Here is a 25,489-nt window from a genome sequence, read left to right as displayed (position 1 = left end):
TTAACTTTTTTGAGAGATTAAATGTAGAAGATAGACAAAAGATTTTAGATTACCTCTTAAAACGTTGATAAATTTATCTAAAGGGGCTCTAATTGAAAATAATAATTGTCGCAAAAGAACTTCTTTTGAAGGCAGGATGGCTAAAAATTTAATTTCCGAGAGATCGATAAGGCGACGATTAAAAAAACCAGCTTTAATTTTTAAATTTTCATTCTCTCGATTAAAATCAACACAAATTTTAGCCGGGAGAATTTCATCTTGATAACCAAGAACTAAGCCTATTTCTTGATCAATTTTTTCCAACCATTCTTTTTCTAAATTTAATCTTTGCCAGGCTAATTTGAAAAGGTTTTTTTTGACAACCATAAACTCACCACCTCTTTCCTTGGCCATCTTTCTTAACCTTTCCTGATCTTTACTCTTGATTTTTTGATAGCCAACTAAAACCAAAGATTTGGCTTGAGAAATTTTTTCTTCCAATTTCTTTAAAATCTCTTTTTTTTGTTCCCTTGTTTTGGCCATAAAGAAAATTTGTCTACCTGAACCGTAGACAAGAATAAAATCTTCAAAGCCTCGAGAGGATTTTAATCCGCTTTCGTGGCGAAACCTCTTGTCTACGGCTATTTTATAATACTACCAATAAATTTTTTTCCTGTCAAATAGTTATCCACAGCCTTTAAATTTTTACCATTCAGGCTGATTAACTTAATTTTTAGTTTTTTGGCCAATAAACTTGCCACCGGATCAAAAGGATAGTTTCCGCCGGGTTTAAATCTTCGACCAATAATTTTTAGGTAATCAGACCAAGAAATTTTTTTTAATGGTTTTGCTTTTTTATTTTTTCTTGGATCTCGGTCGTAAATATAATCAACATTAGTCAAATTAAGAATCTCTTTTACTTTATAGACTTGACAAATCTTCGTGGCAACAAAATCAGTGGTCCAACCCGGCTTCCAGCCACTCAAGAAAACGATTTTTTTTGTTTTTATTTTCTTTAAAGGAGAGGTAACAATTTCCGAAAATGATTGCTGGTCAAAAAAGCTTTTAACAAACTGAGTATTCAATCGCGAAGCGAAAATACCTAACCAATCTAAATCGGTTCTTTTAATTTTTAAATGTCTGGCCTCTTGCTGATAAAAACGAGCCAATTTCCCTCCACCTACAACAATAAAAATTCTATATTTTCGGGCAAATTTTAAAATTAAATTTTTAAATTTTTTAATAAAATTTAAATCTAAAAAACCAACCTTTGGCACAATTAAGGAACCGCCTAAACTGATAACAATTTTTTTCATAAAAAAATTAATCTTAAATTTTAAAATTTTGATCTTGAATTTTCATTTTTAATATACCATTCTAAAAATTCTTTGACCGTTCTCAAAGCCGGACCACTCCCCTCGCCACCGTTTTCGATTAAAACTGTCATAACGACTCTCGGATCATCGTAAGGAAAAAAACAAGTAAACCAAGAATGGGGTCGACCATCATTTGTCTCAACAGTTCCGGTTTTACCAGCCACCTTGATGGATAAATTATTTAGAGCCTTAGCGGTACCGTAAATCACCGCCTCTCTCATTCCTTCTTTAACAATTTTAAAGTTTTCTTTTTTAAACGGGAGAGTAGAAAATTCTTGATTTAGAGAATTTTCCTTGAGAAGATGAGGTTGAAATAGTTGGCCTTCGTTAGCAATCAGACCCGTCAAATAAGCAATCTGTAGAGGGGTGGTCCTAATTTCGCCATGACCAATGGATAAATTATAAGAATCGCCAATGTACCAATCCTCATTTTTTGCTGTTTTTTTCCATGCCGGCGAAGGCAAAAAACCATCTCTTTCTCCTGGGAGATCAATGTTAGTTTTTTTACCCAAGCCAAACTGGTTGAGATAAAAATTCATTTTTTCTGGTCCTAAGCCTAAAAATTTTTTATCACCGCCACCGATCAAATAGAAAAAAGTATTAACCGATTCGGCTAAAGCCTTTTTAACTTGAGTAGGTCCATGTCCACCCTTCTTCCAATCAGAATAAAATTGGTTACCGACTTGAAGGGCGCCAGTACTTATGATCGTTGTTTGTTCATCAATAATCCCCTCTTCTAAAGCTCCTAAGGCTAGAACTGGTTTTATTGTTGAGCCAGACATGTATTCGCCAGCAATACTCCGGAAAAAAAGTGGCTGATTAGGATCCTGTCTGATCTTTTCAAATTCTTTTTTTGAAAGACCTTGACTAAAAAGATTATTGTCAAAGTAAGGATAACTGATCAAAGCTAAAATTTCTCCATTCTTTGGATTTAAAATAATAGCCGCTCCTCTATTAGCACCAGCACTTTTAATTTGTCTGGCAAGAATTTCGGCTAATTTCTTTTGCCAATCAAGATCAATGGTTAAAATAACGTCTTCGCCATTTTTGGCTGGTTCTTGAGCAACGACCACCTCTCTCCCCTTAAGATCGGTTTCAACTCTTTTTCGACCATCTCGACCACGGAGTTTTTTTTCATAATATTTTTCTATCCCATCTTTACCAATTTCGTCAGTATACGAATAACCTATTTCTCTTTCCAATTCCACTGGAGAAATCTTACCCGTATAACCCAAGAGGTGGGAAAATTCAGGGCCCATTAAATATTGACGACCTTGTTCAATTTGTAGGATTAAACCCGGAAAGTTTTCCTTTTCTATCTCAAAAAGAAGTGCTGCTTCGTAATTTAAACTTTCTTTGACTAAAACGGGTTGATGGGAAGTTGTTTTTTGAAGTAGGAAAGATAACTCTTCCTTTTCTTGATTCAAAATACCAGCCAGTTTTTCAATCATTTCCTCTTTTCTTTGTTGAGAAATTTTTGTCGGAACCCAAAAAAGAGAAAATTTTGGAATATTTCTAACTAATGGTCTTAACTGACGGTCGTAAATAATTCCACGTCCGGCTTTAATTGGCTCAATCCGCACAGAATTTTCTCTGGCAACTTTTAGATAATAATTACCTTTGACAATTTGAAGATTGAATAATTGAATTATATTTAAAAAAATAAAGAAAAATAACAGAATAAGGATAAGATCAAATATTTTTTTATTAATTGCAATTCGTCGTGCCTCGCCGTCTAAAGACGGGGAATATTCTTCGCCGGCAAAATCACGATGAGAAAAATTTTTTATTACCCTCTCTTTTATTTTTTCTTCAGGAAAGTTAAAATCGATATTCATTTTATTAAAAATTTTTCTTTTTTTCTATTCGTTATAATTAAGAGTAGAGAAATAAAACCTAAATTAATTAAAGTCGTAGAAATTAAATAAAAAAAGTATTTTTTATTGAAAAAAATTATCATTTCGGTAGTTTTGAAAAGAGAGAAGAAACGATTTAAAATCAAAAAACTAAGATGATAGGCTATTATCCCAACGAAGGAGACAATCAAAAACGACCAAAAATTCTCTAGGGTAAAAAAGCGATGAACTAAAAAATAAGTTATCAAGAGCGTCGATAAAAAAGAAAGGGTAAAAAGAGGGAAGTCAAAAATTGAAAAAATATCCAGAAAAAGACCGGTCAGAATTGACAGAATTAAAGCAAAAGAAAAATTGTAAAGAGTAAAATAAATAATTAAACAGAGAGTAAGGTTAAGAAAAATTTCATTAGTAGGAATAATCGCTAATTGAACCATCGCGAGTAAAAATGCGAGTATGACATTGAAGATGATTGTAATCATAGAAGTAAAATTTGTGAAAACTCGCCACTTACTGACGACTGTTCATAACAATAACACTCACGATATTAAGATCTTCAATTTTTTTCTCTGGTAAAACAACGGCTTTTTGAAAAATCGCCCCGACTTTATTTTCAATGCTTCCAATCCGACCAATCAACAATCCTTGAGGAATATTTTCTTCAAGGCCAGCGGTAATAACATAATCACCAACATTTATTTTCTTTGCCAAAGGAATCCAGTCCATTTCTAAAGACAGCCCCCATTTTCCCCTCACCAATCCACTGACCTTGTTTTCTTCTTTAATCTTTCCTTCCGAAGATATAGTTAAGGCAGAGAAAGTTGTTCTTTCATCGGTCAGCGGTAAAAGATAGGAAAAATATTTTGTTACTTTAGCTATCTTACCAACGACAACATCGCCACTGACAACTGCCTGACCAATTTTTATACCTTCTTCCTCTCCCTGATCTAAAATAAACCAAGTGACACCTGCCTCTGTCTGACGGCCAATAAGACGGCATACTTTTCTTCGATAAGAACTATTTTTTTGATATCCTAATTCTTTCTTTAATTCTTCATTTTCTTTTTCTAAAAGTTTAAGTTTAATATTTTCCAAGGTTAACCTTTCAATTTCATTTTTTAATTTTTCTTCTTCTCTAACTATTTTTTGTTGCCAAGATTTGCTTTCTGATTGAAAAAACAATTTCTGGAAAGGTAGCATTATTTGGCCAATAAAAAAAAGCCAACCAAGTCTATAGAAAACAATCAATAATAAAACAAGAATGAAAAAAACAAAATACTTAATTTTCCTGGAAACCATAATCTAATAATTTCATTCTCTTGACGAAGGAAGTAAAACTGTTTTTAAGTTTTCAAAATCTTCTAAAATGAAACCTAATCCTCTTACCACCGAAGTTAATGGATCGTCGGTAAGATGGGTCGGAATTTTAACTTTTTTATTAACCAATTGATCTAAACCTTTAAGCATTGCTCCACCACCAGAAAGAAGGATGCCCCGATTAAGAATGTCCGCTACTAATTCAGGTGGCGTTTTTTCAATCGTGTCAGAAATAGCTTCGACAATTAAGTTGACTGACGGTGAAATTGCCTCCCTGATTTCTTCATCAGTCAAAGAAATTTCTTTTGGTAAACCAGTAATCAAATCTCTACCCTTTACTTTCATTTCTCTTTTTTCTTTTTGAGGAAAAGCTGAACCAATTTTAATTTTGATTTCTTCAATTGTTTGTTCACCAAGTAAAAGATTAAACTTCTCTTTGACATATTGCCAGATATTTCTACTCCAAGTTTCACCACCAATTTTTAAAGATTTCCAGGCAACAATGCCATTTAAAGCAATGACCGCCACTTCCGTTAGACCACCACCAATTTCCGCCACTAAATTACCAACCGATTCGTTAACTGGTAGTCTCATGCCAATGGCAGCAGCAACCGGTCTTTCAACCAAAAAAACTTCTCTCGCCCCAGCTTGGATAATAACGTCTTCAAAGGACTTTTTTTCTACCTCAGTAATATCAAGAGGCACGGCAACAATGGCTCGTGGTCTAGTAAGAGAAAAAAAACCTGTATAAATTTTATTAAAAGCGTGGCGCAGCATTTTTTCCGTCACTTCAAAATCCGTAACCACCCCGTTTTCAATCGGTTTAACTAAAGAAACATAGGTTGGCGCCTTACCCAACATTTTTTTTGCTCCGAAACCAATAGCAATCAATTGATCAACTCTTGTATTAATCGCTACAAGCGATGGTTGGTTGATAACTAAACCCCTCCCCTTAAGATAAATCCTGGTATTGGTTGTTCCTAAATCAAGGCCGACATCCTTGCTAAAATGACTAAAAATTTTGTCAAACATAATAAAAAATTAAATATTTTAATTATTAAAATAATATCAAATTAAAAAAAATGGTCAAAGGCTACTTTAACCCTTCAACCAGTTTAGCCAATCTGAAAATTTCAGATTCTGAAAAAGATGGTCCGATAATTTGCATTGCTAATGGTAATTTTTCTGACGAGAAGCCAATGGGCAAAGAAAGGGCAGGTAAGCCAGCCAAATTAGTCGGAACAGTAAAAATATCAGAAAGATACATTTCTAAAGGTTTTTGTTTTTCGCCAATTTTAAAGGCAGTGGTTGGTGTGGTTGGAGTAATGATCAAATCAACTTGTTTAAACACTTTTTCAAAATCATCTTTAATTAGATTTCTCACCTTCATAGCTTTTAAATAGTAAGCTTCAAAATAGCCGGCTGAAAGAGAATATGTTCCTAACATAATTCTCCTTTTCACTTCATCACCAAACCCCTCACTTCTATTTTTTAAATATAAATCAAATACAGATTTGAGGCTTGACATTTGAGATTGGAAATTTAATCGTCCATATCTTATGCCATCGTATCTCGCCAAATTAGCACTCACTTCTGAAGGCATAATAACATAATAGCAAGATAGGGCATAGTCTGTATGAGGCAAGGAAACTTCTTTTATCTCAATTCTTTGATCTTCTAATTTCTTAACTATCTCTTTAATTTTGTCTTTTATTTCCCTCTCCGGTCCTTCCGCAAAATATTCTCGGGGTAAACCCACTGTCAATTTTTGACGCTGAACTTTAGAATTTATCTCCATACTGGTTGAATCAAATTCATCCCTCCCTCTAATAATCTCAAAAATAAGCTGGCAATCTTCAACTGTTTTAGTTATTGGTCCAATTTGGTCTAAAGAAGAAGCCGTAGCAATCAATCCGTATCGTGAAACACTTCCATAAGTTGGCTTCAAGCCAACCAGACCACAAAAAGCTGCTGGTTGACGAATTGAACCGCCTGTATCAGAGCCTAAAGCGCCTAAACAGAAATTTGCTGCCACAGCAGCCGCTGAGCCAGAAGAAGAACCACCAGCTACTCGCTTTAAATCATAAGGATTTCTTGTAAAACCAAAAGCCGAATATTCGCCTGATGAACCCATGGCAAATTCATCAAGGTTTGTCTTACCAATAATTAGAGCATCTTCTTTTTTTAATTTTTCAATCACTGTCGCATTATAAGAGGCAAAATAATTCTCTAACATTTTTGAACCAGCTGTACATCTTAAACCCTTCACCAAAATATTATCTTTAATAGCTAAAGGTATACCAGCCAACTCACCTAATTTCTCGCCTCGCATCATTTTTTTATCAATTTCTCTTGCTTCCTCAATAATTTTTTCATTTAAGCTAATAAAAGCGTTAATCTCTTTATCTCTTTTTTCAATTTCTTTCAAACAATCTTTAGCCAATTCTTGACAAGAAAATTTTTTCTTTTTTAATCCATTAATTGCCTCTTTAATTGTCAGTTGGTTAAAGGACATATTGCTAAATCATAGACTATAGATTCTAGATTCTAAAATTAAAATATAGGTTTGGTTTTAATAAAATTTCCCTCTTTTTCTGGCACTTGTTCAAGTAGGTCTTCAGATTTTTGCCCCTTTATTTCGTCTTTTCTGAAAACATTTTTTAAATCAGAAGAAAATGGCTCAATCTGTGAAGTTTCAGCTTCTTTTAATTTTTCGATAAAATCCAAAATCTGTGAAAGTTCTTTGGAAAATTTCTTTTTCTCTTTTTCATTCAATTTTAGTCTCGCCAAATAAGCAATGTGTTCAACTTGTTTGTTTGAAATGGCCATACGATTTAATTATAGAATTTTAAAATAAAAAAACAAGGGAATTTTTCTTATTTATGAACTAAAGGTACCAATGATTGGGTACCTTCGGCCTACAAAAATCTATTTTGAATTCCAAGAAAAATTTATTCACGCCCCCTATCTTGACAAGAAGAAGTAGTAGTAAAATGAAAGTGATAAAGGTCGAAAATTTCAATTATAAATTTATCTTTAATACAAAATATTATGAACAGAGGAGAACGATTCTTCCCATATGAAGCACTTCGTGATGAAAATCTTAAGCCAAAAGAGGTTAAAATTACATATGATAAGACTCGAAGATATATGTTAGATATTCTGAGAGAAGTAGGAAAAGAATTTAATATTCAGATAGAAGAAATTCCGTTGATAAGAAGTGAAGGAGAAACAGATTCTTCTTATCATCGAAGCTTGGAAAGAGGCAAGTGGAGTGTCAAAATTATTCCGCCCAAAGAGATGAGAGGTTTAAGCGAATTTTGGAGAAAGGTAAAAGAGTTAGAAGGAAAGAGAGAGAAAGGGGGGAGAGGTATAAAGCGAATTCTGTCTGAGGTCTTTAGGAAACATTAACTATTCAAGTATTTTGAGAAATCCTTTCTCATCAACTATCTTTATCCCCAATCTCTTTGCCTTTTCATACTTTGATCCTAGCCCTTCACCGACGACAAGATAGTCAGTATTTTTTGAAACCGAAGAGGAAACATTGCCGCCTAAAAGGCGGATTTTTTCTTTGGCCTCGTCGCGAGTCATTGATTTTAAGGTGCCAGTTAAGACAAAAGTCAATCCTCTTAACTTTTGACTTTTGATTTTTGACCCTTGACTTTCTATTTTTATCCCCACCCTTTCTAACTTCGCCAAAAAATTGATATTCTTTACCTGACGAAACCAATCATAGATACTTTTGCCAACAATCGGCCCAATATCAGGAATTTTTTGTAAGTCATTAATTGAAATATTTTTAAAGATTTCAATTAAATCTCTAATTTTTGTAATTTGTAATTTGTAATTTGTAATTTGTTGCGCTAGCAAGTTGGCTGTTTCTTCTCCCACATGTCTAATTCCCAAAGCATAAATAAATCGAGCCAACGGAATTTTTTTTGCTTTATTAATCGCCTCAATTAAATTCTGGGCTGACTTTTCCGCAAATCTCTCTAATGGTTCTAAATCTCCTTGGGTTAAAGAAAAAATATCAGCCGCATCTTTAATTAAACCTTCATTGACTAATTGATCGATAATTTTTGGTCCTAAATGTTCAATATCAAATGCTTTTTTCGAGACAAAATGATATAAATATCTTCGCTGTAAAGCAAAACATTTTTTGTTTGAGCAATAGTAATCAATCTCGTTTGGTTTTTTGTAAATTTTTGAACCACAAATTGGACATCTGACTGGCATTTGAAATTTTTTTTCCTGACCTGTTCTCAAATTTTTTATCACCCCTTTTATATCTGGAATAACATCCCCTGCCCTTTGAACAATAACGGTATCACCTATTCTTACATCTAATCTCTTAATTTCATCTTCGTTATGTAAAGTAGCTCGAGAAATAGTCACTCCACCAACTTTAACTGGTTCTAAAAGTGCAACTGGCGTCAATTTACCAGTTCGACCAACTTGAACAATAATGTTTTTCACCTTAGTTGTTGCCTCTAAACCGGGAAATTTAAAAGCAATCGAAGCGCGGGGTGTACGACCAACAATGCCTAATTTCTTAAAAATTTTATCATCATTAACCGTCACTACTACACCATCAATTTCGTAAGGAAGTCTTTCTCTTAATCTAGAAATTTTTTGATGAAAGTTTATCACTTCTGTAAGATTGCGACAAAATTGATTATAAGGATTTTCTTTAAAGCCTAAAATTTTTAAAAATTGATGAACTTCCTGATGAGTCTTTTGTCCAATTTCCGTAACAATTTGATAACCATAAAAATCTAGTCTTCTTGAAGCAGTAATTTTTGGATCTAGTTGTCTGACTGAACCAGCGGCCGCATTTCTCGGATTAGCAAAAAGAGGGTCTTGTCTTTTTCTCTGCTCTTCGTTAAGTTCTAAAAATGCCCCTTTGCTCATAAAAACTTCACCCCTGATTTCGATCTCTTTATCTTTAATTTTTTTCTTTAAAAATTTCTCTAAATCTTCTATTCTTAATTTCAAAGGGATAGTCTTAATGGTTTTTAAATTCTGAGTTACATCTTCACCGATATAACCATCTCCTCTCGTTGCTCCTTTATAAAAAACACCGTCTTTATAAATCAAAGTCACGGCTAGACCATCCATTTTTAATTCGGCAAAATAATCTAACCTTTCGCTTGGGGTTAATAATTTTTTAATTCTCTTCTCCCAATCCTCCAATTCCTTTTTGTCCATTGCATCTTGAAGAGAAAGCATCGGAATTTTGTGTTTAAATTTTTCAAATTTTTCTAACGGTTGTCCACCTACTCTTTGGCTTGGTGAATCAGGTGTAACTAAATCTGGAAACTGCTTTTCCAATTCAAGCAATTCTCTTTTTAACGAATCATAAGCGGCATCAGAAATTTCTGGCTGATCTAAAACATAATATAAATAATCATGATGTTGAATTTCTTTTTTTAATTTTTCAATTCTTTTTTTTGCTTCTGAGTAAGGAATTTTCTTCATAATGTGATGTTAAAATTCTATTTTTCTCTGAGATATTCTTCAAAAGGATTCCCATCAGAGTCAATTAAAATCCAGTCTAGTTCTTTTTCTTTAAGGCATAACCAAACTTTTTTTATCCTTTCTATACAATCTTTTTTTCTCTTTCGTCTTTTAAAACTGTTGGCCGAATATTCATTCTAATAATTTTCGATTGAAATCCTTCAATCTTATTAACTATGCCGTGTAAAATTCTTCAACCCTCTTCCTCGTATCCCCTCCACCCTTCTTTCCGAATAATTGCTTGTTGAACTTCTAATCCCCCTAAACCATGTTCTCCAAATCCACCTTTGACTCTGTATAAACTTGGATGGCTAGAATCAACTGCTAAGACTTCTATTCTTCCTAAACTAGCTCCTACTGCTTCTTTTTTTTGATATTCTAAACAAGCATCAATTAAACCCTTTCTCTCTTCTTTTGTCATAGCTAAAATTTTCTCCACTTCTTGATCTCGAATTTGTCTTATCATTTTCTCTCTTTGTTCTTCTTTATTTTCATTCATCTTTTTCAAATTTCGATTCGTACTATTTAAATGTCATCCGTAGAATTGGTATTGGAGATTATTTTTTTAAAATATATGGTATTGTTTTTTTTATTTGACCCACCTCTGTGCGTTTCAAAATTAAATCAATTTTTTTCTTTGAAATTTCAAATTTTCTATTAATCTCTATCGGCTTCATTTTTAAGTCTTTGAAGGCTGATAAAACAATATCAGCTTCGAGGTGAGAAAAGCCTAGTTCGTTTTTAGCCGAATGATTTTTCCAAAGTCCTGGCGAAGGTTCTTTGTTTAAAATTTCTTTAGGAATCTCTTTGCAATGACTGGCTAATTGAGAAACTTGTGTTTTCCACAAATTCCTAATTGGTTCAATGCCCGAAGCCTCGTCCCCCCATAAAGTATAATAACCTAGTTCTTCTTCAGTTCTATCTTCGGTACCAACGACCATAGCATTGAAAACTTGTGACAAGTCAAATAAAATTTTCATTCTTTCACGGGCCATTAAATTACCTTTTCTGATTTTTTCTTTCCCTTTATATTTTTTAAGAATCTGCCAAGATGCTTCGACTGGTTTATTGACTGGCAAGAGTAAAATATTCTTTTTTGGGATCTTTAAATTCTCAATCAACTTTAAGGCATCAATGATTGAATTTTTATCGCTGATTCCATAATAAGGCATCATCACCACATAAACATTTTTTGCCTCTAATGCCCGGACAGCTAAATAACAAGCAAGGGCCGAATCAAGACCACCAGAAAGACCGATCACCCCCTTTTTAAAACCAGATTTTTTAAAATAATTCCTTATTTCTTTGACTTTATCTTTAATCATCTTCCGTGCTCTTTGCTTATCAATTTTTAAATGTTTTGGAATTTTCATAAATAAAGTTTTTTCTTTTTAATGTATCCTAAAATTTTTTTTGGTACCATTTTAGAAACATCTTTACCATTTTTAATTTTTTCTCTGATTTCAGTGGAAGAAATAGAAACCTTTAATTTAATATTTTTTATTTTTTTGAAAATATTTTTGGGAATTTTAACTTTAATGCCAGGTCTCTGAAAAACAATAAACTTTGCCTGATTAAATATTGACAAACCCCCCCGCCATTTTCCCTGGAGTATTTCTTGTAAAGAATCTTCGCCAATCAGCCAATAAATTTCCGTTAATGGATATTTTTTCTGTAAGTCTCGAATCGTCTCGGTAGTATAAGAGGTTTTTCCCTTTTTTGCTTTTTTCACCTCCAGATCTGAAATTTCTAAGCGATGATTATAAGAAGTTAAAATTTTGGCCATAGCCATTCTTTCTTTGATTGGTGCCAAATCATTCTTTTTGAGGGCGGGCTTGCCAGTTACCATCAAAATGATTTTTTTCAACCCTAATTCTTTGATTGCCTTTTTGGCAATTAATAAATGACCACAATGAGGTGGATTGAAGGCCCCACCTAAGACCCCAATTTTAGAAAGATTTTTCATCTTTTAATTTTATTTCTTCTATCTTTCTTTTAATCAAGTGGGGTTGAGCAATATGCAAAAAAATGATTTCTTCCTGTGGTGTGCCAGCTGTGTTGATGACTAAATTACCTGAATCAAAAAATATCTTTTCAAAAAAACTTTCTCGGACATTAAGATCTGTAATATCTTTGTAATTAATTGAAACTAAATGAGTATGGAAAAATCGGTAATAAAAAATTATCCTCTGATCGGTTAAAAAATAAAAATAAGCCAACGACAAATAAAAGGCATAGCCAATGATGGCTAAACCTAAAAGAATGGCCAGCCAAAAATCAGAAATAAAAAATAAAGATATAAGCATCGAAATAATTAAAATCAAAACTCCTAAAACAATCCAAAAATGAACATAGGTTTTGGCTATGCCAAACTGAGCCAAAATTTTTTCGTTAGACAAAATGATTTTCGTTTGGATCTCTTTTTCAGATAGCTGAAACATAATAGAAAATACTATTTTTCTATTCTCTAGGCTCTAATTTCTAAAATTATTTTCCCCACTGACATTTTCCTTGAAAACAACCACATTTCAGGCCATAAGCCTCAGCTTTATAACAATCTCGCCACTCACAAGTAGTAATCGTCCTCTCCTCATTTTTTCCATGACAGATTTGATGAGAACAACCGCCACTTAAACAATCTTCATTAGTCTTACATAAGGCATAAGTTGCCCAACCACAAAAACCAGAAAGCCTGGCTTGCCGAGACGCCTCTAAGGGTGGTTTTATTTCGATTTCTTTAGATTCTATTTTTGATTCAAGTTTTTCCATTACCCCCGGCACTCTTTTCATTATTTCTTTTCTGATTTTTGGACTTGCCTTTAATTCTTCTTTTAATTGATCGCGAATAGTCTCGGGTAGACCTTCAATTTTCTCTATCTTTTTTTCTAATTTTTCCATCTGCCTCTCAATAACTTTTTTTAACACCCCTGAAGCTTGGGCTGATTCAGGTAATTTTTCTAACTTTTCTTTAATCTCCTCTAATTTTTCTAAATGTTGAATTCTCTGATTAACTATTTTTTCTAAAACTTCAATCTGTTTTTCTTCGGATAAAGGAGTTAACTTCTCTTGAAGAATCTCTTGGGGCAAAATTCTCACCTCTTCTGGTGGTACGACCACATCTTTTTCTTTTATTTCTTCAATAATTTTTTGCGCCATTAAAGGATTGGCAAAGGTTCTGAGCTGTTCTTCAATTTTTTGCACTTGAGTTTTGGTTGGAAAAACCTGAAATGTCTCTTTGGCTTTTTTGATCATTTCTATTTTTATCTCTTCAATTTTTTCTTTCAATTCTTCCGGCAAATTTTCTTTTATTTCTTCGATTGACTCTAAAATTTTTATCGCTCGAGGTGGTGAAACATAAAAGACATCTAAAACTGCCTGACGAATTTTTTCTTGAACCATCTCTTTGTTTTGAATCTTTTCCATCACTTCTTTAAACCTCTCTAAGTGTTTCTCCCGGTTGACTAAAATTTTTTCATAAACTTCACCCTTAACTTGCGAAGCAATGTTTTCCAAAACCATTTGTTGTTTTAAACTCTGACGAACATATTTTTCTAAAAATTTCTCCTTTTCGCTTTCAGGTAATTTCTCAATCTGATTTTTTAATTTTTCTAATTCCTGCTGATAACTCGTTAGGGCCCTTTCAATGAATTCCTGTTTTGTCTCTTTCTCAGTCAATTTTTTAACCTCTATTAACTTTTCATTTGCCATTCTCAGTCTTAATTCCGCTCTCTTTATGGGTGAAAAAGTAAAGACTAATCTCAATTGTCGAAAAAAATCTTTGAAAAAATAAATATTGCTGTCTGGCAAAACCAGTGGTGTTTTCACTTCTAGCTCCTCAGGAAAAATCTCTTGCGCTAAAACTGGTTTTAAAAAAAATAAGCCAAAAAGAATAAGAAAGATGAGAATGATAATAATTGTTACTTTTGTCATAAATTTAAATTAATAAACTTAATAAATTCATCTTCTTACCTGTTGCGGTCTTGGGGACGATTATATGAATTCCTAAGATAATCACAAATTCTATTACCGCAAGCAAGGCAATAAAACTTAACGAAATCAGAAAAGGATATTCGCTTCCTCAAGAATTCATTTCACAAGCATGAACTCTTTTTAACCCTCAACAACATTTTTCACCAACATGACTGGTTGACCTGCTTCAATACAGTCTCTTTCTTTAAATTATCAAATGATTGGAAAATTGGCAAGGCTTTATGGCCAATGTTTTTTAATTATAACTTTTGTCCCGACATCAGCCCAGTCATAAATTTTTTTAGCTGGACCAACACCTAAGCGAATACAGCCATGAGAAACTCTTTGCCCGAGATGATTTTCACCTTCTTTTCTTCCGTCTGACCATTCTGGTAATTCATGAATACCAAACAAACCATTTTTCATTGATAAAAAATAGGGCATCCAAAGTCGCCATTTTTTTGAATAAGCCCTTTTTTCTTTTTTATCGATTAAAAATTCACCTAAAGGCGTAGGATATCGAACGGAGCCAGTTGAAACCCTGTATTCGCCTAAAATAACTTTACCGATTCTATAACGCAGCAACTGATCTTGAATACTGATTTCAATAATTTTCCCACTCATCCGTGCTCCTCTTTTTGGATTTTTTGGATCGTGGCCGGAAAAAATTTCTTCGCCGTCTTGATAACCATCGTTATCAGTATCACCATTGCCTAAATCTGTACCTAATAGTCTTTCTTGTTTATCACTTAAACCATCCTGATCAAGGTCTGTTTGACTCATTTTCAATTTTAATTGATGTGGCGAATAACCATTTTTTATTTCCGTATAGTCATCATAGCCGTCGCCATCGGTATCATGGTTGAATGGATTAGTATAATAAACCTTTGTCTCGTCTTCATCACTCACCCGATCGTTATCTGAATCTAAAGCTAAACATGGTCTTAGAAAGAATAGAAAATAGAGAAGAAAGGGTAGAAGAAAGATAATAAAAATCTTGATTACTTGCCGCATCTTTCGTATTTTCGTAGATTTTCGTAATAACCCAAATTCCTTATAAATTAAAATTAAATACAAATAAAATAAGTCTATAGGATTATCTTATCATAATAAAAATTAGACAAGAAGAGTATAGTTTTTATTAAGTTTATAACTCTTTTTTGTCTATTTTTATTTTACTTTAAAAGACAATGCATCCAGTTAATATTACCCCTTCGCCATCAGTAACATTCGCATATATTCGTCAATTCGTATCTTATTATCGGATTAGTGACAGAACTTCTGACCGGAGGATGTTGATTTTTTTCACATCAAGACCAGTTTCTCTTTGCAGTTTTCTTGGTTCAATTTTTAATAAATCTTGACAAGAAACAATGCCGTAGCGCAGAAGTTTTTCCTGATAATATTTTTCTAATCGTCTGAGTACAGTAATTGGGTAAAGTTGATATTTCTCAATAAAATATTGAAGATTTTTTTCTTCTGGGTAGGACCAGCCAATTAAAGGAAAATTCTTACAAAGGGCGTATTTTTTTACTGATTCAGAAAATTTTGTGTTGGAAACTAAAACTGGTTGAGTAAAATCGCAACCCCCTTCTTTTAAATCTAAAAACCTTGCCCAGACATAAAGCACATCTTTTAATTCTGTATAAAGGCCTGGCTGATGATGAAATTTACACTCAATCATTAATTTTTCTTGTTCTTTTTTTGCCGTAATATCAATCTCGTGTTCAACACAGGCTCCCGAAAAAATTTTATCTATTTCTACTTGGTAACCTTCTCGCTGAAAAATTTCGGCGACTATTTTTTCAAAATAAAAACCTTGCGGTCCTAAACGAAAAATTGCTTCCTTTAGAGAATAAAGAGAGGCTGTTTTTGGTTCTTCTTTATTTAAATAACGAAAAATTAATCGTCTAATTTCCAATGTCGTCATACCATTTCTGACCTGATGAGAAATTTTCCGGCTAATCTCTTGAGCCAAAGTTGGAGAAGCACCGGCCCTGAGGCAACTTCTTCTCACTTTTTCTAGTGAAAATTCTTGTCTCTGGCCATTAGCTTTAACAATAAAGACCATACAATTAGTCTTCAAAAGTTAAAATTCTTCCTTTCCTTTTTAATTTTCTCTCAGCTAAAGCCTGAGCAATAATTGGTAAAGCAATTGTTGCGTCACAATAGCATTGGGCATAATTTCCCTCCGCAGGTAATTCTTTACCCCAAGAAACACCTTCGTCTAAAGTCGCCCCTGAAAGCCCTCCCCATTGCGGCGAATCAGTAGTAATTTGAATAGCATATTTATGAGGATAATAACTCTCATTAGTTAAAAGACGTTTCCTGCCCTTTTTACCAGGAATATTTTTATCTTTATATAAGAGATCACTTGTCACGGCTAAAAGTTGAATAAAGTCCTTAGGTACGCCACCACCGATATAGATAACCGCCGTCTCTTTAGTCTGCTCAGCTAATTTCATAAACTCAAAATAATCTTTCATATTGTCAAGAATAAGATTAAAGCCTCGACTTTTAGCCAGCAGGCCAGCATCACCATAGGGACTATCAACAATAGCCGGACAAAAAACCGGTACTTTATTCTTGGCGGCGGTGGCAACAATACTTTTGATTCCTTTTTGCCAAAGCCATTGACCAAAGAGAAATAAAAATTCTCGAGAGGAATAGTTATATTTCTCTTTGAGTGTCATTATAAAATCAGCAATCAACTCTGTCATTTCCAGATAATCGTCTTCGCGACCATAAACGTCATAATAACGATTTAGACCGACTTTGAAAAGTAAATCATCTTGAACCAAATGATGGCCTTGCCAATAATTCTTTCCCATTGCCCCAACAATATCCTCAGAAATGTTTGCCCCAGTAGAAACAAGGACATCAATAAAATGATTCTCTATCAACCAATTAATAATTTTCCACTGTCCGGTAGTGGAAAGCGAACCAGTATAGCCAAAGAAAATGGTTACGTTTTTGTCTTTAATCATTTTCTCCCAAATTTCTGTCACTTCGGCTAATTTTCGCCCCTGAAAACCGGTTCTCTTCATTTCTTCTAAAAGCTGAGAAATTTTTTTTGGTGTTTTAATTTTAATAGCTCTAACTTTTTTGGTAAGAAATTTTTTAAGTTCCTTCATAGGCGTTGAAATTTAACTAAATAAGAGATAAATTTATAAATCAATTTAGCGGCTAAGAAATCTGGTGCCACTAATTTGTTTATAGAACACAATTCAACGAAATCAATACCGACTACTTTTCTCTTTTGAGAAAAGGATTTAAATAATCTTAAAACTTCGTTCCATTCTAATCCATTTGATTCTGGTGTACCAACTGCTGGCATAATGGAAAGATCTAAAACATCAAAATCAAAAGTTAAAAAAATATTTTCTTGACAAAATTTTATAATTTCTTTAGTTGACCAATTTTTTTATCTTTAGCCCAAAAAGTTTTGATTCTTCTTTTATTCTTTTCAAGAAACGGCAATTCTTCTTCAGAAATATTTCTGATGCCAATCTGGACTAAATTAATTTCTTTATCAACTTCTAAACAACGGTGCATGACTGCCGCATGAGATAATTTTGAGCCCAACCAACTTTCTCTTAAGTCAGCGTGAGTATCAAATTGACAGATGGTTAATTTTTTTGTTTTTTTAATCAATGCCTTTAACGAACCTAAAGTTATTGAATGTTCACCGCCTAAAACAATGGGCAACTTAGAATCATCAATAATTTTAGTAACAATATTTTCTAATTGCTTTAATGCCTGAAAATGGCCTTTAGATGGTTGAATTTTGAGAGTAGAAATACCAATTTGATAAGGCGCAAACTACAATTCTTCATCCCATAATTCAACTTGTGAAGAAGTTTCAATAATTTTTTCCGGTCCAAGTTTTGAACCTTTAAGATAACTTGACGTTTTTTTCAAAAGGAAAACTGATGATAACTATTTTTAATTTTTTAAAGTCAGAAAATTTTTTTGGTAAATCAAGAAAGTTTTTTCTCTTTGGCTAAATTTTGGCTAAATTGTTTAATCATTTTGTAATTATAAAAAAAATAAAAAATAAGTCAAAAAAAATTAATTTGTGGATAACTTTTTTAAAATTTAAGATTTTTGATATAAAAAAATTCCTGATTCGTAACGAACCGGCTCCCATCGCGGAAAAGCAAAAACATAAGAACAAACACGAGCGCCTGGCTTTAATTCTCTTAATAATTTTTTTTCCATCCGCCCCATAATACCCGTGATACCATAAAAGGTCACCACGTCAGCATCTTTTAAATCGGCCTGCCAAAAACTTTTTCGATAAATTTTTATTTTATTTTCTAATCCTTCCTTTTTTATCAGTTTCTTACTTGTCAAAACTAATAAAGGATCAATTTCATAACCAACAGCCTCCGCTCCTATTCTCGCCGCCTCAATTAAGATCCGGCCATCGCCCGAACCTAAATCAACTAACTTTTCACCTTGTTTCAATTGAGCCAATTCTAACATTTTTTTGACTCTTTTTTCTGGGGTTGGTACATAAGGTACGCCACCAAAAAATGGCAGCGAAAAGGTTAGAAGTAAAATAATAACAAAAACAACCAATAATAACTTTAAGAAAAGAAAAATAAAAGATAATGGAATCATTTTTTTGAATTTATTCGTGTCCCTTCAGACCGATTCTTAAAATATGATAAAAGAAACCAGTAAAAATAATTTGCATTCCCAGAATCATTAAAGTAATCGAGGTTAGTGATTTTCTCACTTCAAACAAAGCCCCAAAACCACCGCGCGCCCAAATAAGATAAACAGAGATGCCTAAACCTAGGCCGACAAAAAAAAATAACAGACCAATAAAAATTAATTTTTCCAAAGAAAAATATTTTAGATAAAAATCAACTAATTTACTGCGCGGCATTAATTTTTGTGAATAAGCGTAAAGTTTAGTTAAAAGACCAAAAGAAAAAACTTGATAGCCTAGCAAAACCAAAAGCGCGCCTAAGAACATCGGATGAAGGTGCAAAATTACTTTGCCAATCCTTAATTCACCAAAAGTCATCGCTATTAAAAGAAACAGGCCAATGGAAAATAAAAATATCCCGGGCCCAAGAAAAAGCCAATTAGGAGCATAAATTAACATAAATTTTAAATGACGCCAACCATCGCGCCAAGGAGAAAGTTTTGACTCGCCTACTCGCGGATAATAAGTAATCGGTACTTCTTTTATTTTTAAATTTTGCCAAATGGCTTTGACAATCATTTCTGAAGCATACTCCATCCCAGTAGTTTGTAAATTCAATTTATCATAGGCTGTTCTAGTAAAAGCCCTCATTCCACAGTGAGCATCATGAATTTTTGTTCGAAAAAATAGACGCAAAAGGCTAGATAAAATTGGGTTACCAATTCTTGACCAAAACCCCATCGCTCTTTTTTTCATTAACCCGGAAAAACGATTACCTATGACCAAATCATAACCTTCTTTCAGTGGTCCAATAAATTTATCAATTTCGCCGAAATCATAAGTATTATCAGCATCACCAATAATAATAAAATCACCTTTGGCCATGGCGATGCCTCGATGATAGGCATTACCATATCCCCTTTTCGGCTCAAAAACAACAATTGCTCCTAAATTTTTAGCAATCTCTCCTGACCGATCGGTCGAACCGTTGTCAACAACAATAATCTCGCCATCCAAATGATATTTTTCAAATGCCTTTTTTATTTTTTCCAAACAAACACCGATGGTTTTTTCTTCATTCAAACAAGGCAAAACAACAGAAATTTTTAAATTATTACTTGCCATTTTAATCATTCTATCATTTTTTGTTTAATCCGTCAATCAAAAATATTATTTTTAATTAAACTTTTGGATATGAAAAACAAAAAGGCCGGAGCCTTCTATGATAAAACCTTTGATGAAAGATCGACTTAATTTTTCTGCCCGATTTGAGCAAGAAATTCTTCTCTCGTCAAAAAAGGGTTTATCTTCAATGCTTTTTCAATTATTTTTTCTCTTTCGGTTTCATTTTTAGCAAGTATATATTTCTCCTGTAATTTTCTGATTTTCTTTTTTCTTGCTTGCTTAAGTTTGATTAAAAATTTTCTTCTTTTTTTACTAATCTTTCCCATATTATCTTTCATTTTATATTAAATAAATCATCTTTAAAAAATAGGAAAAATTAGTGTAGTAATCAAACTTTCACCCTAAAATAAATTATCTGGGCTAATTTGAAGACAAGACTAACTCTCAAACCCCTTCCAAAGACCGTGAAGATTACAATATTCTCTAGCAAAAATTTTACTTCCTTCTTCAACTTTTACTAAAAATTCAGCTTCGGCCTTTTGATCGGGATGGAGAAACTGACGAAAACTCTTTCCGTCAACCACTAATTCTATCCATTCAAGATAGTGCTTCTCTTCCATCGGATGAGGAATAGAACCAACTCTGACCTTTATTCCACCCTCTTTCTTTTCAATAATCGGCACGTGCTTCTCTGCTCCTATATCTTTCGTTTTCTCTATCAATAGTTCCATTGGCTTTCCGCAGCAAACTAATTGGCCAACACTAGCATGCAATACTTCAACAACATTGCCGCAAATTGAACAACGATAAATCTGTTTTAATTGGACCATATTTTTTACTTTAATACTGACACCTAACCTCAAAGTAACTTTGCGGATGTCGACAGTTCGGACATTCTTTTGGCGCCTCGGTTCCCCAGTGAAGGTAGCCACAATTTCGACAAACCCACATCACCTTTTCTTCTTTTTTGAAAACCATTCCTTTTTCTAATTCTTCCAACAATCTTTTATATCTTTTTTCATGTTGTTCCTCAACCTCAGCCACTTCAGTGAAAAATTTGACTGCATCTTCAAAACCCTCATCTTTGGCTACTTTTTTAAATTCCGGATACATTGTCGTGTGCTCGTAATTCTCTCCTTCAATCGCCTTTTTCAAATTTTCCTTTGTCTCCGACCATTCACCTAACAATTTCCAGATCATTTTCGCATGCTCTAATTCATGATTGGCGGTTTCTTCAAAAATTCCTGCTATATGGTGCATCCCCTGTTCTCGAGCAATTTTAGCAAAGTAAGTATATTTATTTCTTGCCTGCGCCTCGCCAGCAAATGCTTTCCATAAATTTTCATAAGTTTTTGATCCTTTCTTAACTGGTTTAGGATCAGAAACAGTTAATGGATCTTTCATAGGCATAAATTTTTAATTTTTAATTTTTAATTTTTAATTTTCGACCTTTGATTGAATTCTTTTCTTTCTTCGAATTCTTTTTGCTTACCAATATTCCATTGTTGGACTGGTCTTAAATAACCAACGACTCTTGAATAAACTTCGCAGGTTTGAAAATTTTTTAATTCCTTGCTTTTTGAAAAACAATCATTACATTTAAAAATAGTTACTTTTTCTCTGCCAGTTTCATAAGTCAGCATTCGCCCATTTTTTATCTCTTTTTCCTTAAACTTAATTTCTTTTTTACAGTCCCAACAATAATTTTTATTTTTGACATTTTTGACAGAGGCCATAAAAATAAATTTGATAATTTTTTACGAAACCAATTTTTATTTTCTTTATTCTTAAAGATGGTAATTTTTCAAAAATATCAAAGATTTTCCGACACTTTTGGCAAATAAAATGTGCATGAGGAGAAAGGTCGCCATCAAAACGGCTTGTCTCAATCGGAATTTCAAAAATTTGATTTTTTTCTTTCAAATTATTTAAAATTCGATAGACGGTACTTAAACTAATGCGAGGCAATTTTTTTCTTATCGTCTTAAAAATCTCTTTAGCCGAAGGGTGAGTCTTAACTGATCTCAAGTAATCTAAAATCAATTTTTTTTGCGAGGTTAACTTTTCTTTTTTATTAGTAATCATTCCTATTTAGATTTTAATCGCAATAAACTATTTGTCAAATTAGCCCTGTGGATAACTTTTTAGACTCCGCACTGCCGACACTTTCTTTTTAAAATTATCTTTTGTGCTTCCTTGGACTGCCAAAATTCATATTGCTGAGCTTTACCTTTGGCTAATTTTTTATTTAAAGATGATCGATGTTGATAACCTCGTTTTTTCATCTCTCTAACTATTGCTTCGTGTTTAAGGTAAAGAGCCTTTAATTTTCCTCGCCACCTTAATGTTTCTGGATGTTTGGAAAACCCCTTTTTCTTTTTTATCAAAATATTCCAAATGGCATGTAATTCTCTATGTTCGCCTAAAAGATGATTACGACACAAACAATCTATTGGCACATCCCAAATCCGCATAAAAATTTTCTTTTAATTTTTTTTACACTCTTTCTTTTAAAAAATTAAAGGATGAAATTTATGATCGCACCCAAAAAACAAAGAATAGCAAAAAGAAGAGCAAATTTAGAAAAATTTATTTTTTTGGAAAAAGAAATTAAAATTTTTAAAGTTAAAAGGCCTATTATAAAACTAGAAATTAAGGCTGGCCAAGATTCTACAATGATACTTTTGTTTTCTAAAAATAAGTAAAGGCTGGAAAGGAGCACTACTGGAATAGACATCAAATAAGAAATTTTTAAAATTTCATCGGGTTTTAATTTAGAAAAGGAAAGAGCAAAAATAGTTGCCCCAGACCTTGAAAGTCCAGGAATTACCGCTAATCCTTGTAAAATACCAGACAAGAGAGCTAACCTTTTAAAATCAAGTTCAAAAAAAACTTTTTTTTGATGAAAATAGGCCGTAAAAAGTAAACCAAAACCAACCAATATTAACAAAAAATTTCCTAAGGCCATCTCTCTCACTATTTTATATAAAGGAAAGCCAATCGCTAATGAAACAATAGTAGAAATTGCTAAAAATTGAAACATTGTTTTGTTTTTTAAAAAAATAATTTCTTTTAAATCTTTCCAAAAATAAAAAATGCAAGCCAACAATGTGCCAAGATGTAAAAAAAGAGCTATATCAACGGGATTGAATCCTTTAATTAAAAAACTACCGAATAATGAAACAATCCCCTCGCTTGAAATAGGAAGCCACTCAAAAATCCCCTGCAAAATTCCTAAAACAAAATATTTAAACATTATAAAAGTAAATCTTACTCTAGTTGAAAAGTTGCTTTTACTGTTACCATTACTTCTTTTTCAATACTTCCTGTATCATAAGTTCCATAATCTGAAATTTCTACTGAATTTGGTGCTAAAACCTGCACTACACCCATGGTGGCTGACTTAATTGAACCAACCTTCTTCCCGCTAGCCCTTCCAATCTGTTCTGCTCTCTTTTTTGCATCCTCTACTGCCAAAGAAAGTAAACTAATTCTCAAATCTGGGAGTTTTGAATAATAATATTCTAGAGAAATTGTGGAAAACACTACTCCTTTGTCAACAATTTTTTGTACATTTTTTGAAAGTTCGGTAATTTTTTGTACATCATTTGAATTTATTTCTACTGTTTGACGCAAAAGATATTGCCGAGGCCCTCCTCCCTCAGGTCTCCAAACTTCGGTAGCAAAAACCGGTAAAATTGTCATTTCCCCTTCCTTAACCCCGTTTTCTTTCAAAAAATCCACCACCATTTTTTCATCGTTTTTCATTTTATTGTATCCCTGAGCAAGTTCTGAAATTAAAACTTGATTAGTAAACTCACTCTTCCATTTAACCACATCTGAAATCACTTTCTGTTTTGCTGAGCCTGTAACAGAAAGCATATCTTTTTCTTGTCTGGTTTGGTAGAGGGCCAAAGATAAAGCAAAAAAACCAAGCAAAAAACAAATCCCCAAAATTAAAGCAGGTTTAACTAAAAACTGATTATTTTTTACTTGTTCCATATTTTTTAATTTTTATTTAAACTTTTTTGACTTTTTGATAAATTAAATTCTTTTAATTTTATTGTTTTTTAATCATTTCCTCAAGTTTTATTTTTCATCAAAAAGGACTTTTTGTAATATTGACTTGCCCAGAAAAATTTTTTATCTTTAATCCACTTTAAAATTGCCTTTTGTAAAGCAATGGGGAAAATTTTTTCTCTTTTAAATTTAATTTTATCAAAGAAATAAAAAATAATATGATCTTCCCTACTCTTTAGGTTGATTTTATCAACCTTAACATCAAATACTAAATTAATTTCATGATGTTTTTGTTTATCTTCTTTATATATATTATCCACTAACCCAATGAGGGAAAATTTTTTAATCTTTAAATTGAGTTCTTCTTTAATTTCTCTTGAAAGTGCTTTTTCAATTTTTTCTCCAAATTCCAAATGCCCGCCCGGAAAAAAATAATATCCTTTTTCTTTGTATTGGCAAATTAAAATTTTTCCTTTGTTTTGAATAATTGCTCTAATGCAAATTTCAAAATTTTCCATAAAATCAAAAATTAACGGTTAGTTAATTTTAATTTAATTTTCTCCAATTTTCAATTTTCGCCAAAGACAACATTCTCACATTCTCAAGAATGTTAGCGTATCTTACCCATTTGAAATTTAAATTATTTCTACTCATGAACAAATAATTTCTCCGCCACCCTTGAGTTAACAATAATATTTTTCTACTAATTCGTTAAATTGTTTTAAAATCTCTGGCATGATTCCTAAATCAGAATCTGCCTCTAAGGGCATCGCGTTGAGTTCACCTTTTTTGTTAAAATACGGTGCGACTGAAATTCGAAAATATGGTTTAGTGACAGTTACCCAAATTATTTTTGCCCGCCAAAACTTCTCAATAAGATTCAACATCTTTAAATCCTCATTATAAATTGTAGGACTGCCACGGAATTTTACTTCAACCAGAAAAATCTTTTTTTGTCTTATAACAATAAAATCAGGAATTGATCTAATTCTTTGTCCAACTTCGCTTTTTCTATCAAATTGATCTTCTAATTGTGTTAAGTTCTGTAAAACCGCTTCATAGCCAAAACGATAAACTTTATTACCACATTGCTTTAGCAACTCCTCAACCAAACTTTCAGCCATTCTTCCTTTTAAAATGTTTTCTGGATCAAATAACATAATTTTTATTTATTAATTCCTCGACTTTTCTTTTGGTGGTTTGGAAAATCGGTCACTCTCCGTGCTTCGTCCCGATTTTTGAATTAGATTTCAAAATTTTTACTCAAAAATTTTTCGAGAATAACTAATAAAAATATATATTTTATACTAAATACTAATATTTACTTAAAAATATCTCCTGGGCCAAATAGTAATTCGATAGTTATTTTCTAATTTATTAAAGAATTCTTCACCTAAAATTTCCTTTAAGGTAGCTTCTCTACCAAATTTAAGATCCGTTCCTTGACCTTCTTCGTAATCTAAAATTAAAATTCTGCTGTTTTTATCTGTAGCACCAACCGAGTTAAATTTGGGAATTATTTTTGTCTGTATTAAACCATTTATGATTTTTTTTAACCCTTCTTCTGCTTCTTTTGGAAAAACATCTGCAATATAAAATTTCTTTTCTCTATAAATTATTCGGTGCTCTTCTTCTGGCATTCTTTTTCTTTTCACTTCAACATAAACCCTTTT

At 32.5% G+C, this 25,489-nt stretch carries 33 protein-coding genes; 1 reads left to right on the top strand and 32 read right to left on the bottom strand.

Annotated features, from left to right (window positions below; genetic code table 11):
* The 8 genes from rplJ to gatC form a co-directional block, all read right to left on the bottom strand.
* Positions 1–522 (bottom strand): 50S ribosomal protein L10, encoded by a 522-nt coding sequence (gene rplJ / locus N2259_02365; protein ID MCX7779064.1) that lies wholly within the window; start codon positions 520–522, stop codon positions 1–3.
* 98 nt (positions 523–620) lie between these two features.
* Positions 621–1,295, bottom strand: a complete 675-nt coding sequence (gene pyrH, locus N2259_02360) for a UMP kinase (protein MCX7779063.1) — start codon at positions 1,293–1,295, stop codon at positions 621–623.
* A gap of 20 nt (positions 1,296–1,315) precedes the next feature.
* A complete protein-coding gene (mrdA, locus tag N2259_02355; GenBank protein ID MCX7779062.1) occupies positions 1,316–3,193 on the bottom strand; it encodes a penicillin-binding protein 2 in 1,878 nt (625 codons plus the stop codon).
* Entirely contained in the window at positions 3,190–3,690 is a 501-nt protein-coding gene (locus N2259_02350; GenBank protein MCX7779061.1) for a hypothetical protein, read from the bottom strand. Before N2259_02350 ends, mrdA begins: the two co-directional genes overlap by 4 nt.
* A 28-nt stretch (positions 3,691–3,718) precedes the next feature.
* A complete protein-coding gene (mreC, locus tag N2259_02345) occupies positions 3,719–4,507 on the bottom strand; it encodes a rod shape-determining protein MreC (GenBank protein MCX7779060.1) in 789 nt (262 codons plus the stop codon).
* 12 nt (positions 4,508–4,519) lie between these two features.
* Entirely contained in the window at positions 4,520–5,557 is a 1,038-nt protein-coding gene (locus tag N2259_02340; GenBank protein ID MCX7779059.1) for a rod shape-determining protein, read from the bottom strand.
* Positions 5,558–5,618: 61 nt separating this feature from the next.
* Complete coding sequence (gatA, locus tag N2259_02335; protein ID MCX7779058.1) at positions 5,619–7,040, bottom strand: Asp-tRNA(Asn)/Glu-tRNA(Gln) amidotransferase subunit GatA; 1,422 nt, start codon at positions 7,038–7,040, stop codon at positions 5,619–5,621.
* A 38-nt stretch (positions 7,041–7,078) separates the two neighbouring features.
* Positions 7,079–7,354 (bottom strand): Asp-tRNA(Asn)/Glu-tRNA(Gln) amidotransferase subunit GatC, encoded by a 276-nt coding sequence (gene gatC, locus N2259_02330; GenBank protein MCX7779057.1) that lies wholly within the window; start codon positions 7,352–7,354, stop codon positions 7,079–7,081.
* Between the two features lie 222 nt (positions 7,355–7,576).
* Between gatC and N2259_02325 the strand changes: the two genes are divergently transcribed.
* Positions 7,577–7,936, top strand: a complete 360-nt coding sequence (locus tag N2259_02325) for a hypothetical protein (protein MCX7779056.1) — start codon at positions 7,577–7,579, stop codon at positions 7,934–7,936.
* Here the strand turns inward: N2259_02325 and ligA are convergent, their stop codons facing one another.
* The 24 genes from ligA to N2259_02205 all read right to left on the bottom strand — a co-directional run.
* A complete protein-coding gene (gene ligA, locus N2259_02320; GenBank protein MCX7779055.1) occupies positions 7,937–10,003 on the bottom strand; it encodes an NAD-dependent DNA ligase LigA in 2,067 nt (688 codons plus the stop codon). It lies immediately after the preceding gene.
* A gap of 232 nt (positions 10,004–10,235) precedes the next feature.
* Positions 10,236–10,541, bottom strand: a complete 306-nt coding sequence (locus N2259_02315; GenBank protein ID MCX7779054.1) for a hypothetical protein — start codon at positions 10,539–10,541, stop codon at positions 10,236–10,238.
* 58 nt (positions 10,542–10,599) lie between these two features.
* Positions 10,600–11,415: an NAD(+) synthase gene (nadE, locus tag N2259_02310; GenBank protein MCX7779053.1), complete on the bottom strand. Its 816-nt coding sequence runs from the start codon at positions 11,413–11,415 to the stop codon at positions 10,600–10,602.
* Complete coding sequence (gene nadD / locus N2259_02305) at positions 11,412–12,008, bottom strand: nicotinate-nucleotide adenylyltransferase (GenBank protein ID MCX7779052.1); 597 nt, start codon at positions 12,006–12,008, stop codon at positions 11,412–11,414. The genes nadE and nadD overlap by 4 nt, the downstream gene beginning before the upstream one ends.
* On the bottom strand, positions 11,992–12,483 hold the full coding sequence (locus N2259_02300; GenBank protein ID MCX7779051.1) for a PH domain-containing protein: 492 nt from the start codon (positions 12,481–12,483) through the stop codon (positions 11,992–11,994). Before N2259_02300 ends, nadD begins: the two co-directional genes overlap by 17 nt.
* A 46-nt stretch (positions 12,484–12,529) precedes the next feature.
* Positions 12,530–13,972 carry an eight-cysteine-cluster domain-containing protein gene (locus N2259_02295; GenBank protein ID MCX7779050.1) on the bottom strand — a complete coding sequence of 481 codons (1,443 nt, stop codon included), beginning with the start codon at positions 13,970–13,972 and terminating at the stop codon, positions 12,530–12,532.
* Positions 13,973–14,251: 279 nt separating this feature from the next.
* A complete protein-coding gene (locus N2259_02290; GenBank protein ID MCX7779049.1) occupies positions 14,252–15,025 on the bottom strand; it encodes a L,D-transpeptidase in 774 nt (257 codons plus the stop codon).
* A gap of 244 nt (positions 15,026–15,269) precedes the next feature.
* Complete coding sequence (locus N2259_02285; GenBank protein ID MCX7779048.1) at positions 15,270–16,082, bottom strand: ATP cone domain-containing protein; 813 nt, start codon at positions 16,080–16,082, stop codon at positions 15,270–15,272.
* A gap of 4 nt (positions 16,083–16,086) precedes the next feature.
* Complete coding sequence (locus N2259_02280) at positions 16,087–17,145, bottom strand: deoxyhypusine synthase family protein (GenBank protein ID MCX7779047.1); 1,059 nt, start codon at positions 17,143–17,145, stop codon at positions 16,087–16,089.
* Entirely contained in the window at positions 17,142–17,390 is a 249-nt protein-coding gene (locus tag N2259_02275) for an arginase family protein (GenBank protein ID MCX7779046.1), read from the bottom strand. The genes N2259_02280 and N2259_02275 overlap by 4 nt, the downstream gene beginning before the upstream one ends.
* 17 nt (positions 17,391–17,407) lie before the next feature.
* Positions 17,408–17,797: an arginase family protein gene (locus N2259_02270; GenBank protein ID MCX7779045.1), complete on the bottom strand. Its 390-nt coding sequence runs from the start codon at positions 17,795–17,797 to the stop codon at positions 17,408–17,410.
* 312 nt (positions 17,798–18,109) lie between these two features.
* Positions 18,110–18,637, bottom strand: coding sequence for a 50S ribosomal protein L11 methyltransferase (locus N2259_02265; protein MCX7779044.1), 528 nt, complete (start codon positions 18,635–18,637; stop codon positions 18,110–18,112).
* Between the two features lie 10 nt (positions 18,638–18,647).
* The gene (locus N2259_02260; protein MCX7779043.1) at positions 18,648–19,796 is read right to left on the bottom strand and encodes a glycosyltransferase family 2 protein; all 1,149 of its coding nucleotides are present in this window, start codon (positions 19,794–19,796) and stop codon (positions 18,648–18,650) included.
* Positions 19,797–19,921: 125 nt separating this feature from the next.
* Positions 19,922–20,122, bottom strand: a complete 201-nt coding sequence (locus N2259_02255; protein ID MCX7779042.1) for a hypothetical protein — start codon at positions 20,120–20,122, stop codon at positions 19,922–19,924.
* A 111-nt stretch (positions 20,123–20,233) separates the two neighbouring features.
* The gene (locus N2259_02250; GenBank protein ID MCX7779041.1) at positions 20,234–20,626 is read right to left on the bottom strand and encodes a desulfoferrodoxin; all 393 of its coding nucleotides are present in this window, start codon (positions 20,624–20,626) and stop codon (positions 20,234–20,236) included.
* 10 nt (positions 20,627–20,636) lie between these two features.
* Entirely contained in the window at positions 20,637–21,200 is a 564-nt protein-coding gene (locus N2259_02245) for a rubrerythrin family protein (GenBank protein MCX7779040.1), read from the bottom strand.
* A gap of 26 nt (positions 21,201–21,226) precedes the next feature.
* A complete protein-coding gene (locus tag N2259_02240) occupies positions 21,227–21,532 on the bottom strand; it encodes an anaerobic ribonucleoside-triphosphate reductase (GenBank protein ID MCX7779039.1) in 306 nt (101 codons plus the stop codon).
* Positions 21,504–21,881, bottom strand: coding sequence for a transcriptional repressor (locus N2259_02235; GenBank protein ID MCX7779038.1), 378 nt, complete (start codon positions 21,879–21,881; stop codon positions 21,504–21,506). Before N2259_02235 ends, N2259_02240 begins: the two co-directional genes overlap by 29 nt.
* A gap of 59 nt (positions 21,882–21,940) precedes the next feature.
* Entirely contained in the window at positions 21,941–22,270 is a 330-nt protein-coding gene (locus N2259_02230) for a pyrimidine dimer DNA glycosylase/endonuclease V (protein ID MCX7779037.1), read from the bottom strand.
* A gap of 44 nt (positions 22,271–22,314) precedes the next feature.
* The gene (locus N2259_02225; GenBank protein ID MCX7779036.1) at positions 22,315–23,052 is read right to left on the bottom strand and encodes an undecaprenyl-diphosphate phosphatase; all 738 of its coding nucleotides are present in this window, start codon (positions 23,050–23,052) and stop codon (positions 22,315–22,317) included.
* A gap of 14 nt (positions 23,053–23,066) precedes the next feature.
* A complete protein-coding gene (locus tag N2259_02220) occupies positions 23,067–23,798 on the bottom strand; it encodes an SIMPL domain-containing protein (GenBank protein ID MCX7779035.1) in 732 nt (243 codons plus the stop codon).
* A gap of 80 nt (positions 23,799–23,878) precedes the next feature.
* On the bottom strand, positions 23,879–24,334 hold the full coding sequence (locus N2259_02215; GenBank protein ID MCX7779034.1) for an NUDIX domain-containing protein: 456 nt from the start codon (positions 24,332–24,334) through the stop codon (positions 23,879–23,881).
* 165 nt (positions 24,335–24,499) lie between these two features.
* A complete protein-coding gene (locus N2259_02210; GenBank protein MCX7779033.1) occupies positions 24,500–24,976 on the bottom strand; it encodes a hypothetical protein in 477 nt (158 codons plus the stop codon).
* 165 nt (positions 24,977–25,141) lie between these two features.
* The coding region (locus tag N2259_02205) for a hypothetical protein (GenBank protein MCX7779032.1) at positions 25,142–25,489 on the bottom strand (348 nt) is incomplete at its 5' end.

It is taken from the genome of Patescibacteria group bacterium, assembly GCA_026417895.1.
Taxonomy (GTDB): domain Bacteria; phylum Patescibacteriota; class Patescibacteriia; order UBA2591; family CALHIP01; genus CALHIP01.
The sequence above is the reverse complement of the archived record's forward strand: the minus strand, read 5'-3'. Positions and strand labels throughout refer to the sequence as shown.